At 59.5% G+C, this 13,116-nt stretch carries 13 protein-coding genes; 4 read left to right on the forward strand and 9 right to left on the reverse strand.

Annotated features, from left to right (window positions below):
- Positions 1–56: 56 nt before the first annotated feature.
- Both GKQ23_RS11935 and GKQ23_RS11940 read left to right on the forward strand, forming a co-directional pair.
- Positions 57–1,208 (forward strand): pyridoxal phosphate-dependent aminotransferase, encoded by a 1,152-nt coding sequence (locus tag GKQ23_RS11935; protein ID WP_212411316.1) that lies wholly within the window; start codon positions 57–59, stop codon positions 1,206–1,208.
- Positions 1,209–1,254: 46 nt separating this feature from the next.
- Positions 1,255–1,875: a TetR/AcrR family transcriptional regulator gene (locus tag GKQ23_RS11940; RefSeq protein WP_249168511.1), complete on the forward strand. Its 621-nt coding sequence runs from the start codon at positions 1,255–1,257 to the stop codon at positions 1,873–1,875.
- A gap of 97 nt (positions 1,876–1,972) precedes the next feature.
- On the opposite strand, the gene GKQ23_RS11945 is transcribed toward GKQ23_RS11940, so the two are convergent.
- From GKQ23_RS11945 to GKQ23_RS11965, 4 genes are all read right to left on the reverse strand, one after another.
- A complete protein-coding gene (locus GKQ23_RS11945) occupies positions 1,973–2,470 on the reverse strand; it encodes a hypothetical protein (protein ID WP_249168512.1) in 498 nt (165 codons plus the stop codon).
- Positions 2,470–2,829: a tlde1 domain-containing protein gene (locus GKQ23_RS11950; protein WP_212411321.1), complete on the reverse strand. Its 360-nt coding sequence runs from the start codon at positions 2,827–2,829 to the stop codon at positions 2,470–2,472. Before GKQ23_RS11950 ends, GKQ23_RS11945 begins: the two co-directional genes overlap by 1 nt.
- 80 nt (positions 2,830–2,909) lie before the next feature.
- The gene (locus tag GKQ23_RS11955) at positions 2,910–3,401 is read right to left on the reverse strand and encodes a type VI secretion system tube protein TssD (RefSeq protein WP_212411323.1); all 492 of its coding nucleotides are present in this window, start codon (positions 3,399–3,401) and stop codon (positions 2,910–2,912) included.
- Between the two features lie 422 nt (positions 3,402–3,823).
- Complete coding sequence (locus tag GKQ23_RS11965; RefSeq protein WP_212411335.1) at positions 3,824–4,033, reverse strand: YdgH/BhsA/McbA-like domain containing protein; 210 nt, start codon at positions 4,031–4,033, stop codon at positions 3,824–3,826.
- Between the two features lie 413 nt (positions 4,034–4,446).
- Between GKQ23_RS11965 and GKQ23_RS11970 the strand changes: the two genes are divergently transcribed.
- Positions 4,447–5,691: an MFS transporter gene (locus tag GKQ23_RS11970; RefSeq protein WP_212411337.1), complete on the forward strand. Its 1,245-nt coding sequence runs from the start codon at positions 4,447–4,449 to the stop codon at positions 5,689–5,691.
- A gap of 349 nt (positions 5,692–6,040) precedes the next feature.
- Positions 6,041–6,901 (forward strand): sugar phosphate isomerase/epimerase, encoded by an 861-nt coding sequence (locus GKQ23_RS11975; RefSeq protein WP_212411339.1) that lies wholly within the window; start codon positions 6,041–6,043, stop codon positions 6,899–6,901.
- Between the two features lie 184 nt (positions 6,902–7,085).
- Here GKQ23_RS11975 and GKQ23_RS11980 read toward each other — a convergent pair whose 3' ends face one another.
- From GKQ23_RS11980 to GKQ23_RS12000, 5 genes are all read right to left on the reverse strand, one after another.
- On the reverse strand, positions 7,086–8,054 hold the full coding sequence (locus tag GKQ23_RS11980) for a S9 family peptidase (RefSeq protein ID WP_249168525.1): 969 nt from the start codon (positions 8,052–8,054) through the stop codon (positions 7,086–7,088).
- A 99-nt stretch (positions 8,055–8,153) separates the two neighbouring features.
- On the reverse strand, positions 8,154–9,134 hold the full coding sequence (locus GKQ23_RS11985; RefSeq protein ID WP_101505675.1) for a LacI family DNA-binding transcriptional regulator: 981 nt from the start codon (positions 9,132–9,134) through the stop codon (positions 8,154–8,156).
- Positions 9,135–9,368: 234 nt separating this feature from the next.
- Positions 9,369–10,517, reverse strand: coding sequence for a Gfo/Idh/MocA family protein (locus GKQ23_RS11990; protein WP_212411340.1), 1,149 nt, complete (start codon positions 10,515–10,517; stop codon positions 9,369–9,371).
- A complete protein-coding gene (locus GKQ23_RS11995) occupies positions 10,514–11,578 on the reverse strand; it encodes a sugar phosphate isomerase/epimerase (protein WP_212411342.1) in 1,065 nt (354 codons plus the stop codon). Before GKQ23_RS11995 ends, GKQ23_RS11990 begins: the two co-directional genes overlap by 4 nt.
- A gap of 22 nt (positions 11,579–11,600) precedes the next feature.
- On the reverse strand, positions 11,601–12,839 hold the full coding sequence (locus GKQ23_RS12000) for an MFS transporter (RefSeq protein ID WP_371820212.1): 1,239 nt from the start codon (positions 12,837–12,839) through the stop codon (positions 11,601–11,603).
- Positions 12,840–13,116: the final 277 nt, after the last annotated feature.

The raw sequence follows: 13,116 nt of genomic DNA on the forward strand, positions 1-13,116 counted from the left end.
TACACGAATTACAGCAGCCTGATGCGTCAGGCTCTTAACCTGTTCAGAGGTAACTTATGTCGTTAAAACCCTTCAGCCCGGCCGAGGCCGTGCTGCGTATCGAACGCACCTCGCTGCGCGTGCAGCAGCCCGCCTCCGGCGCGGAGATGGTCTCGCTGGCGATGGGCGAGCCGGATTTTGACACGCCGCAGCGTATCGTTGCCGCCGCCGCCGATGCGCTGCGCGACGGCTACACCCACTATGCGCCGCTGCTCGGCGATAAGGCGCTGTGCCAGGCGCTGGCCGCTGAAATTGAAGCGCAATCGGGCGTGGCGGTAAAACCCAGTGAAGTGCTGGTGACCCACGGCGGCACCGCCGGACTGGCCGCCGCCATTCTCTCTATCGTTAACCCCGGCGACCGGGTGGTGATCCCCGATCCGACCTATTCGCTGTACGCCGACCTGGTGAATATGGCCGGTGGCATCTGCGTGCCGATGCCGTGTAAAACCGATCTGCACTGGGATCTTGGCCGCCTGGCGCAGACGCTGGAGGGGGCCGCGCTGTTTGTCTTCTGTAACCCCGGCAACCCGACCGGCATCGTCCACAGCCGGGAGGAGATCGAAACGCTGGGCGCGCTGGTGCAGCAGCACAATATTCGGGTGATTGCCGATGAGGCCTACAGCGATCTGGTGTTTACCGACCGGCCGTTTACCTCGGTGCTGCAGGTGCCGGCGTTCAGAGGCCGCACGCTCTACTGCCAGACCTTCTCGAAAAGCTACGCCATGACCGGCTGGCGCGTCGGTTATCTCTCCGGTCCGGCTGAGATGATTGCGGCGGCGGCGCGGGTGCACAACACGGTCAACGGCTCGGTAAATACGGCGGTACAGCGCGCGGCACGGGTGGCGCTGACCGAGTGTAAAGATGATGTGCAGCGGATGGTGGCAGTCTATCGCCAGCGGCGGCAGCTGATGATGGACGGCCTGAATGCGATTCCGGGGCTGACCCTCAACCCGCCGGAAGGGGCGTTTTACTGCTTCCCGTCCTATGCGCTGCCGATCCCGGCCATCGACCTGGTGGCGATGCTGCGCGAACAGGGCGTTGCCGTGCGGCCCGGCAGCGAATTTGGCGCGGCGGGTGAAAAACATCTGCGCCTGTCTTATGCTGCCAGCAGTGAGGCGATCGCTGAAGGGGTTAAACGGCTCAAGCGCGGTCTGGCGCTGTTGGGCTAAGGCATTGTAAAGTCATCACGGACTGGGATTAACCATGGCGAAAATAATGCGCAGTGATACGGAGAGGAACCGAAAAAACCTGATTCAGGCGGCGGCCAGGCTGTTCGAGGTGGCCGAAGGGCCGATCAGCATGACCGAGATCGCCCATGAAGCCGGGGTGTCGGTGGCGACCGCCTACCGGCAGTTTGCCTCGGTGGAGGAGGTACTGAACACCTATCGTCAGGACGTTGGCCAGCTGCTGCTGGAGTTCAGCGAACGTCAACAGGGCAGCGGGGTGCAGCGGCTGGAGAGCATCAGCCGCTACTGGATCAGACTGGTCCGCGAACGCGGCGCGGCGATGGTGCCGATGCGTAACCGCCGCGGCTACCTGGCCCGCTTATGGGAAGGCGCTGACTACCTGCTGGTGCAGGCCAACGCCGTACGCCCGGCGTTGCGTGACGCGATGCAGGAGCAGTCACTGCCGGATATCGGCGATAAGGCGGTATTTCTGTGGAATATCCTGTTTGACCCACGTGAAATCTTCGACCTGATCGACACCGTCGGCCTGAGCGAGCAGCAGGTCGGCAGCCAGCTGATGGCGGTGCTGCTGGGCGGGCTGCGCGGGTTTGCCGAGGGGCAGGGGGCAAACGCTGAACCTGCCAGCCACTCTGCAGGCCGCGAGAAGTAAGTCATTATCCTATCATTGGGCACGGAGGCCCGATGATTGCGCTTGCCACTCCGCATATCATGCAGACTTTGTTCGGAGTCATGAGCATTGAATAAACTCAGTTGTCCTCGCGATATCCGTCGGACTGCCCAATTGTACTGATTATCTTATCCAGGCAGGCCTTGCCATTGGGCACTTTATACAGGGCCCGTATCGCATCCACCACGTACTGGTTTAGTTCGATTTCATTCATTGAGTAGAAGGGTAAACTGCAAACGTTAGCCATCGCGAGAGGAGGATCTTGTGCGTTGATAATAGCCAATACGCCCGCTGGATTATGCGGTATTGCCAGCCCCACGGCTGAGGTAAGGGACTCAGCAGAATCTGCGTCTGCTCCCGGCGCAAGCCGCGCAGCTACCTGTAACCAGCGTCGGTCGCCTTGTGCGATCTTTGAGGTCACTAACAGCCACTCTTTTTCATCATCGGCATACAGTTGGGCAATGGTTTTTTTGGGGCCGAGAGTGGTGATTTTCTTTTCTAATTCGCAGATGTTCGGGAATGCTATACTACTGAACGAGACGATCGAGAGTAACAGCACTAAATATCTAATTTTCATTATCGAACCACCAGAATGGAGTCACCACTGTTCACAATCTGTTGCCTCCTTGATACGCCATCAATAACAATGCAGCCTTGAGACGCATTATGGGCTCCAGATTTGCTACCGCCATGAATTCTGAAAAGATCGCGGCCAAAAGTATTGGTGCCAAGAATGGGCTCAAGAATAATTGTTACTTGCGTGATGGTGTTATGCGATCCGGCTATTCTGTAGTGCCCTTTTGGTATCGGACCTACACCACTCTCAGTTTCCTTTTCCGGATTGTTCTCACCAATCCCGGCGCCACTGTATCCCTGCGCAAAAAACTGACCATTATGTGTCAGCACTCCGGTCTGTTGCGAGTATTCCCATGTCATATGAAGATTCCTTGTTTTTATAGTTGACAACCAAGGAAGTGGGTGCCTCAGTCACCCTCACTTCTTAGCATTTAATTTATTCAGGCCAACTTCCTTTCACCCCAGCTATCCGAGTGAATTATATTGCCAGGCAGATATTTCCAGGTGATTTTTCGATAGCGTAGTTCTATAGCCTCCATGTGGTTAAACTGTTTCTTTGTTTCATCTTTGATGTCATGCATCATTGGTAATATGGTTACAATTTTTACATCTTCCAGTAACGTGTTGAAGTACTCTTCTTCCTGTCCAGCAGAGTTTATTCGAAAAAATTTAAGTTCGGCTGTTTTGAATGTTCTTCCACTGGTCAATGCTTTGTAAAGCCAGGATGAGGAGCAATCAATCTCTTTTTCAATAAGATACGAAAGATGGGTGCGCATCCCTGAAGTTTTTCCTGTCAGGTCATCTGTTGGAAGGAAAACACCATGATGCAGACCAAGAACTTCAATGCTGTTCTCACGACCGCGAATATCAACGCCGCCCTTGACGACATTTCCAGCATCGTCAGTTAAAAATAAATATACAGGTATTGCCATATTCATTGTCCTTAATTACATGAATGTATTTATAACACGCAGTACGTTAACCTTAAATGGTCCAGGGGCCCTTATGATTGTCATATCCCGATATTCTGTAATGGCCCTTTGGGATAGGGCCGGTGTTGCTGACATCGTCCATTGATGGATTGTTCTTACCTGAGTCTTTACCGCTGTAACCCTGTGCGTAGCGCTGGCCGTTGTGTGTTAACTCACCTGTTCTTTGTGAATGCTCCCACGTCATATAAGACTCCTTCCTGTGTTTAAACATCCGTTTTCTCCTTATCCACCGCCAGAAGTGAGGTTGGTGGATAAGGACTACTGTACCGCCGTATATTTTAAAAACTATTGTAGAAACGCCGAAAACGACAAAAGCCCCATCAGGGGCTTTCGTCGCAGTGTAACGTGTAGATGTTAAACGCTTATTTCACCAGTTCAGCCGTCATATAGGCACCGTTATTCTGACGGGCAGAGGTGATTTTGTAGCTGGTGCCGGCCTGCTGTGCCTGAGCGGCGATCTGCGCTTCGGCGGCGTCCAGTGTAGAGGCGCTGACGCTGATGCTCTGGGCAAAGCTGGTAGACGCGAGCAGGGACAGGGCGGCAACTGCAACTAAAGTTTTGATGGTTTTCATGGTCATTTCCTCAGAGATTATTGTTTGTAGTAAGGCGTCTCGCCTTGATGTGATAAATAATAGGCCTGTTTGCAGGGAAGTAAAAGCGGACGGTTTTGTTGATTAAAATCAAATAAACTGAATAACTAATCCCTTCTGAAAGACCTTCTGCATGACCTTCTGTATGAACTTCTGTATGAACTCCTGCATCGCCCTCTGGATTGGGCAACAGCAGACAGCCAGGACCCTCTCAACCGCAATCCGCTAGCTGCCGCCTGCTCGACACTTTTTGTCACATCCTTATAACAAACAGTGCGCTAGCGGGGCGGACTTCTCTGGCATAATCTTGCCCGCCGGGAGAAACCGGCAACCATAACAATGAAACGACATCGCTCACCGGCCGCTGGCCGGGGCACTTTCAGGTAAGGATCCGCATGATTTCCCGTCTTTCCCCGGCGCAGAGCGACGACTCGCTGCTGCGCCAGAGGCCGTTTGTCGCGTTCTGGCTGGCCCGCACCTTCTCCTCATTCGGTTTCCAGATGTTCTCCGTGGCGGTCAGCTGGCAGATCTACGCGTTGACCCAGAGCGCGATGGCGCTGGGAATGATCGGGCTGATGCAGTTTTTACCCTCGGTGCTGCTGGCGCTGCCGGTCGGCCATATGGCCGATCGCTATGACAGGCGTCGTCTGGCGCTGGCCGGGCAGCTGCTGGAGTGGCTGGCGCTGCTGGCGCTAACCCTGCTGACCGTGCTGCACTGGCCGGAAAAAACCGCGCTGTGGGGGCTGGTATTTCTGATTGCCGTCGCTAAGGCGATTGAAGGCCCGGCGATGCAGTCGATGCTGCCCTCTCTGATACCGGCACCCTTGCTGGCGCGGGCCACCGCGGCATCCGCCGTCAGCGGCCAGAGCGCGGTGATCCTCGGGCCAACGCTGGGCGGCCTGCTGTACGTGGCGGGGCCTGAGGTGGTGTACGGCGTCTCGGCGCTGTTTTATCTGCTGTCGATCGTAATGGTCGCCCGCATCCATTACGTGCGTCCGCCGCAGCCGCGCCAGCCGGCCACGCTGAAAACCCTGTTCGCCGGGGTGACCTTTATCCGCGAGCGTCGTGACGTGCTCGGGGTGATCTCACTCGATCTGTTTGCCGTGCTGCTCGGCGGGGCCACCGCGCTGCTGCCGATTTTTGCCCAGGACGTGCTGCACACCGGCCCGTGGGGGCTGGGGCTGCTGCGCGGCGCACCTTCCGTTGGCGCGCTGCTGGTGGGGGTGTGGCTGAGCCGCAACCGGCTGGAGAAGAACGTCGGCATGATTATGTTCGGCTCGGTGGCCGGTTTTGGCGTGGCGACGCTGGTGTTCGCGCTTTCCACCCAGCTGTGGCTGTCGCTGGTGGCGCTGGCGCTGCTCGGCGGTTTTGATATGGTCAGCATGGTGATCCGGGGTGCGCTGGTGCAGCTGGACACGCCGGACGAGATGCGCGGGCGGGTGAACGCGGTGAACAGTATCTTTATTAATACCTCAAACCAGCTTGGCGAGTTCGAATCGGGCATGCTGGCAGCGCTGATGGGCGCGGTGCCTGCCGCAGTCCTGGGCGGGGTAGGGACGCTGGTGGTGGTCGGCGTGTGGATGACGCTGTTCCCGCACCTGCGGCGGCGGCAAACGCTGGAGAATGAGGCTGCGGCATAATTGGGTCACCGGAAACTGACTTATCTCAGTCGCAGCTGATTGCTATTCCATCACGCATTATCCCGGCTGGTATGACAATGTTACAATGAGCCCATCTTAACCGATGGGCTTTTTTATGACTAAATGAGCCACCGGTAGCGCCTCTGATTCACTGCGGCCATAACAGGTAGCGCAGCCAGCGGGATCTTCTGTGATCGGCTTCATAAATTACAGCATTAACCCTGAACCGCGCGATGGCGTGCTTGCCAGCCAACCTCAGCTGCCAGTAGCATAAGTAATCGATTACATTTTTATAACTTCAAAAGTAATCGATTACTTTAGGCATCTTACCTGACAATAAGGATTTTCCATGGCTCGCGTAACCCTCATCACCGGCGGCGTTCTGATCTCGCTGTTATCCCTCACCAGCCTGGCACCGGCAGTGGCCGATGAAGCGGCGGCAAAACAGCATCTGGCGCTGCAGATGTACACGCTGCGCAACGTCGGCACGCTGGAGCAGCAGTTTGCTCTGGCGCAACAGAGCGGCTTTAGCGCGGTAGAGCTGGTCGGCAACCACGGCGTCAGCGCAGCACAGATGCAGGCGCTGTTGAAAAAATATCAGCTGCGTGCCATTGCCGATCACGTCCAGCTGGCGGAGCTGCGCAGCAACAGCCGCGAGGTGGTGGCGTTTAACAAGGCGGTAGGCAACCCGCTGCTGGTAATGCCGTGGCTGAAACCGGAAGAGCGACCGACCACGGCCGAGGGCTGGAAAAAGCTGGCACACGAGCTGGACGCGCTGGGCGGTCAGCTGCGTCAGCAGGGGATGACGCTGGCCTACCACAATCACGATTTTGAGATGAAAAAGTATGACGGCAAGACGGCGCTGGAGATCCTGCTGGACAACAGCAAACCGTCAAACCTGCAGCTGGAGATGGATGCCGCCTGGGTGTCACGCGGCGGGCAGGATCCGGTGCGGCTGCTGAGTAAGTATGCCGGGCGGGTGGTGGCGATCCACGCCAAGGATAACGCCGGCATCGGCATTCGCGATGACGAGATGAACTTTGCCCCGGCGGGCAGCGGGCTGCTGGCGTGGAACGAGGTGCTGCCGGCGGCGGTGAAGGCCAACACCCGCTGGTTTATCGTCGAGCACGATCTGCCGAAGGATCCGCAGGGGATTATCGTTCAGGCCAACAGCTACCTGGTCAGCCAGCTAAAAACGCTGGAGAAATAAGTCAGCAGGCAGGGTTCGTGTGCTGAACGTTGCGTGTTCAGTTCGTTGCAAAGCTTGAGGATGCATTCAACGGAAGTTTTATCGCGAATGCATCTGCTGATTCGCCGCGTGAAGAAGTGCTTAGCATTAACCAGCAGGCGCATTCAACAGGGTATTTCCTGATGCTCAGGCAGTTGCAGGGCGCTCAGCAACGCTGGCCGTTAATCCAGCCGGCGATGCCGTCGATGGCCCCCGGTGCGTAGGCGTAGCGCCCCAGCAGCAGAAACAGCCCCTGTTTCCAGCCGGGCCAGTCCGATTCCAGCTGGTAGTTAAACCAGCGGCTGCGCAGCAGGCCGTGGCTGGCGTGTTCAACGCTGCGGATGCAGTGCCGGGTGGCGGGCGGCACAAAGGAGCGCCAGAGCGGCAGCGTGTTCCAGGGATCGACGTTGCGATCGTCCTCGCCCATCAGTACCATCACCGGCACCGTCATGCGGCGAATATCCGGCAGCGCGTTAGCATCCGCATTGCGCCGTTCGAAGTCCTCACGGGTGCAGGCCGCGGCACAAGGCAGGGCGATACGCTGCGGGGTGAACGTCTGCTCAACGTCGGCCTGTTCCTGCGCCAGCTGGCGATCGACCTCCCGCGGAGCCACCCCCTCGGCGCTCAGCCGCTGGCGCATAAACCACAGGCCCTGTTCACGCCAGTCGATTGCCGGCCCCACCAGTACCACAAATTCGGCCGGCGCGATGCGGCTGGCCTGCGGCACGACCCAGCCGGCCTGCGAGAAACCCAGAAAACCGATACGGCTGGCGGATAATCCGGGCTGCTGACGCAGCAGATTAACGGCCTCTGCGGCCTCACTGGCGCGATCGCTCATGGTCTGCGCCAGCCAGTTGCCGCCGCTGCCGCCGACGCCGGGTTTATCCCAGGAGAAGACGCCGATGCCGCGTGCCAGCAGTGCGTTAACCAGCGGCAGATAGCCGCCGTTCGACCAGCGATCCTGCGGGCCATCGCCGTGCACGATCACCGCCACCGCCGGTGACGTGCGGCCCGGTGGCAGGATCAGCGTGCCCTGCAGGGTGTGGCCTGCGGAGGTAAAGGAGAGAGGGCGTTGGGCTGCCGCGCCGTCCGGTTCGAAATCGGCAAGGCGGATAAAGAGCAGAGCCGCCAGCACAAAAGCCAAACCAACCAGCCAACAGGCCCAGAGTCGCCACTTTCTTATCAAAACACTATCCTCTCTTTCGTGACGGTGTCACGCTGACCTGCTGACCCGTCAGGCCGATCCCCGTGCCAGGTAGCGCCAGGCCAGCGTAGTGTGCTGGGCCTGGCTGTCCGGGTCGTTGATGTTGTTCAGCAGCAGCAGCACCGCCTGACGGCCAATCTCCTGCGAGGGTTGTTCAATGGTTGAGAGCGGCGGCGAGGTGAGGTGGCCCAGCTCGGTGCCGTCAAAGCCGATCACCGCCGTCTCTTCGGGCACGCGAATGCCCGCCTCGCGCAGGGTAGCGATCGCCCCGGCGGCCAGCGTATCGGAAACGGCAAAGACCGCATCCGGGCGCTGGCCGTGCTGCAACAGCTGTGCCATCGCCGCTTTCCCCGCCTGGTAAGTCAGTTCGCTGGCGTAGGCTACCTCAGGCACCGCCTGCTGCTGCTCTGCCAGCACGTCGCGGAAACCCTGTTCGCGCTGCTGGGCATATTTGTAGGTCAGATCGTGATTGATCATCGCCAGCTGCCGCCGGCCGCCGGCAAGGAAGTGCTCTGCCACAAAGCGTGAGGCCTGGCGATCGTCGATGCCGACGGTGGAAACGCGCGACGCCTCGTCGTATTCGGCGCACTGCACCCAGGGGGCATCGCCGATCAGGTTTTGCAGTCCGGGCAGGGCGGCGAGGGCGTCCATGGTGATCACCCCGTCGACCATCTTGCCGGAGAGCAGCTGCAGGCTGGACTGGGAACGGGCGAGATCGGAGCCGGAGTTGCACAGCAGAATGCGGTAGCCGTTTTTTTCCGCCTCGGCCTCAATGCCTTTGACCACATCGGCGCAGAACGGGTTAGCAATATTGGAGACCATCACCAGCAGCATATTGCTGCGCGCGGTACGCAGCTGGCGCGCCAGCAGGTTGGGCTGGTAGTTGCTCTCTTTGATGGCGTTAAGCACGCGTTCACGATTCTGCGGCTTTACCGTACCGAGATTGTTGAGCACGCGGGAAACGGTGGCGACGGAGACGCCCGCCAGGCGTGCAATTTTTTGAATCGACATCCCGATAACTGTCCCTGCTGATGAGTTAAAAACAGGGTAACACAGTTCCTGATGCCGCTGTATTCAGGTTAGCGGGGCACCAGGCTGGCATGCCCGCAACGATCCCCCGTGATGCAGAGCCGCCTCAGCCTGCTGCCGGGGGAGTGGGCAACGTTTTTAGCGGCTCACCGGCCGGAGCCTGGCAGGCTTTCCCCGCCGGGGGCGGGGAAACGAGCGCAGCAGGGTGGCAGGTTGTCAGTCCGCCACCTTCACCCAGCGCTGCTGTTTATGGCTCTGCACCATCGCCTCGATAATACACATCACGTTGGCCCCGTCGTGGAAGCTGGCGAAGTTGCCCGCCGCCGCGCTACCGCCGTCGCGGATGGTGCTGTAGAAGTTGAGCAGCATATTTTTAAACGCGTCCGGCCAGCCCTCAATATGCCCGCCGGGGAAGTGGGCGGCGGCGGCGATATCCGCATTAAGCAGCGACGGATCGTCGCTCAGCAGCTGGTCAGGTCCGTCGCGGCGGCCGATCCACAGTTTCTGCGGCACCTCCTGGTCCCAGCCCAGCGACAGTTCGCTGGCGTTAACCTCAAACGCCAGCCGGTTTTTACGCCCGGCGCTGACCTGCGACACGGTCATGCTGCCCTTGCTGCCGTCGTCGAAGCGCAGCAGCACCGAGGCGAAATCTTCGGTCTGTACCGCCACCTCGTCGTACTCCGTCACCGCCTCGCCGCTGGTAAAGGTGCTCTGCGCGCCGCGGCTGGCCTTACGGAACGGGTGAACGATGGCGAAATCCGCCAGCACCCCGACGATTTTGCGTCCGGTGACAAACTGCAACGTGTCGCACCAGTGGGAGCCGATATCGGCCACGGTGCGCGAGACGCCGCCCTGCTGCGGGTCGATGCGCCAGTTGAAATCGGTATCGTGCAGCATCCAGTCCTGCAGGTAGCTGCCGTGCACGGCGAATATCCGCCCGGCCTGCTGCTGGCGGATCATGCTGGCCGCCTGCTGCACCATGGCAAACTGGCGGTAGACAAAGCTGACGCCGTGCACCACGCCGGCCTCTTCGGCCAGCGCCACCAGCTCCCGCGCTTCGGCGGCGGTCATGCACAGCGGTTTTTCCGAGAACACGTGTTTACCGGCCTGCAGGATCTGCCGGTTGATCGCCGCGTGCAGATGGTTTGGCGTGCAGTTATGCACCGCCTGCAGCCCCGGATGTTGCAGCAGTTCGGCGACGTCGCCGTAGGCATGGGGAATATGGTAGCGGCGGGCTTTCTCCTCCGCGGCGGCCTGCGAGCTGTCGCACAGCGCCACCACCTCGACAAAGCCGAGGCGGCGAATGGCTTCGAGATGGGCCGGGCCGATAAACCCGGAACCGATAATGGCTGCTTTAATGGTCATGGCTGCGCCTCCAGGCCAAGCATGCGGCGAATGGCCGGCAGTTCGCTGCCGGTGACGGCGAAGTCGTCAAACGCGCGATCCGCCAGCGGAATCATCTGACCGGCGATAAACCCTGCGCCTTCGGCCGCGCCGGTCGCCGCGTCCTTCAGGCAGCACTCCCACTCCAGCACCGCCCAGCCGTCATAGCCGTACTGGGCCAGCCGGCTGAAGATGCCCTTAAAGTCGATCTGGCCGTCACCCGGTGAACGGAAGCGCCCGGCGCGTTCCCGCCAGGGCTGGTAGCCACCGTACACGCCGCTGCGCCCGGAGCGGACAAATTCGGCATCCTTAACGTGAAACGCCTTGATGCGCGGGTGGTAGAGATCGATAAACGCCAGGTAGTCCATCTGCTGCAGCAGCATATGGCTGGGATCGAACAGGATATGGCAGCGCGGATGGTGGTCCACCGCCGCGAGGAAACGGTCAAAGCTGACCCCGTCGTGCAGGTCCTCCGACGGATGCAGCTCGTAGCAGAGGTTGACGCCGTGGCGGTCAAACTCATCAAGGATCGGACGCCAGCGCGCCGCAAGTTCAGCGAAGGCGGTGTCGATCAGCGCCTCTTTGCGCGGCGGCCACGGGTAGAAGTAAGGCCAGGCCAGCGCGCCGGAGAAGGTGGCGTGCGCGGTCAGCCCCAGCCGCGCCGAGGCCTGCGCCGCCTGCATCAGCACCTCTGTGGCCCACTGCTGGCGGGCGTGGCGGTCGCCGCGTACCGCCGGTGGGGCAAAATCGTTGAAAGCCTCGTCATAGGCCGGATGCACGGCGATCAGCTGCCCCTCCAGGTGGGTGGAAAGTTCGCTGATCACCAGCCCGTAGCGCGCCAGCCGCTGCTGAATATCGTCGCAGTAGGCCTGACTGGCGGCGGCCTGCTGCACGTCAAAAATGTGCGGATGGTTACAGGGGATCTGCAGCGCTTTATAACCGAGGCTCGCCGCCCATGCGGCGAGGTTATCCAGCGTATTAAACGGCGCTTCCTGACCGATAAACTGCGACAGGAACAGACCCGGCCCTTTTAATGTGTTCATTGCACTCTCCTGAGGGTAAAAATTAGCGTTCTTCTTTGTAGCGGAACGAGAACAGGAAGATCACCGCGATAACCAGCGCGGCCACCGCCGGGATCAGCCAGAACGTCGTCCAGTCGGCGGGCTGGTGCGCCACGCCGGGGGTAAACAGGCGGTTGTACAACGCGCCGGAGATCTGTGAGCCGAGCAGCATGCCGATGCCGTAGGTGAACATGACGATCAGGCTCTGCGCCTGGCCTTTCACCTGGCTGCCGGCGACGCGGTCGGTGTAGATAAAACCGATCACGAAGAAGAAGTCGTAGCAGACGCCGTGCAGCAGGATGCCGGCGTAGAGCAGCCAGCGCGTCTCTTCGCTGACGCCGTAGGCGAACAGCACGTAGCGCACAAACCACGCCACCATGCCGATCAGCAGCATGTACTTCACGCCGAGCCGGCGGAACAGCAGCGGGATAATCAGCATAAAGAAGATTTCGGACATCTGGCCGAACGACATCGCGCTGCTGACGTCCGCAATGCCAGCATCGGACAGGAACGAAGCGGTAAAGGCGTAGTAGGTGCCCAGCGGCACCGAGATCAGCGTGGCGCAGATGGCAAAAATCAGGAAGTGGCTTTTCTTCAGCAGCGCGAAGGCGTCGGCGCACAGCAGGTCGCGCAGGGCGAACGGCTGGCCTTTAGCCGGGGCAGGGGTGTGCGGCAGCGTCAGGCTGTAGGCCGCCAGCAGCACCGAGCACACCGCCGCCAGCTTAAAAATCCCGGTGCTGGCAGCAATGCCGCTGACGCCGATGCAGATCCCGGCGACGATCCAGCCGATGGTGCCGAACACGCGCACCAGCGGGAAACTTTTTTCACTGTTACTCAGGCTGTGGAAGGCGATGTTATTGGTCAGCGCCAGCGTCGGCATGTAGCACAGGGTGTAGCCAAACAGCAGGCCGATCAGCAGCGGACCGTTTTCAGCGACTAACGCCTGTGGTACCAGCCATAAGAATACGGCACCGGCCAGGTGCAGCAGCGCCATCACCTTCTGCGACGGGAAGAAGCGGTCAACCACCATGCCCAGCACAAACGGCGACAGGATTGAGGCGATCGGCCCGGCGGAGAAGGCGTCACCAATCAGCGTGCTGAGGTTGTGCTGGCTCATCACCAGGCCCAGCGTCACCGACCAGGTGCCCCAGATAAAGAACTGCAGAAACATCATCAGCGCCAGGCGCGGGACCAGCAGGCGATGCTGCCCGGCCGGGTGGGTGTGTGTAGCGGAAGAAACCATCATCGGACCCCTTCTAAAGTAATCGATTACATTATTATCTCAGCGCAAATGTAATCGATTACTTTTTGGATTTCATATCGATCGTGTTGAAGTGCGAGGAGGATCACAATCAATATTTCTGGCCGTTTGTTTCACAGGCGAGGTCTCAGACACAGTTTGTTACCTGCGCCTCTGGCGATGATAAGCGGAGGTTGAGAGCGGGGAACCGGTCTCCGCTCGTTCATATAAGATGATATTTATCAGTGATTTGCCTCAAAATAATCCGCCATTAAGAGCA

The sequence above is a fragment of the Erwinia sp. E602 genome (genome assembly GCF_018141005.1).
Classification (GTDB): domain Bacteria; phylum Pseudomonadota; class Gammaproteobacteria; order Enterobacterales; family Enterobacteriaceae; genus Erwinia.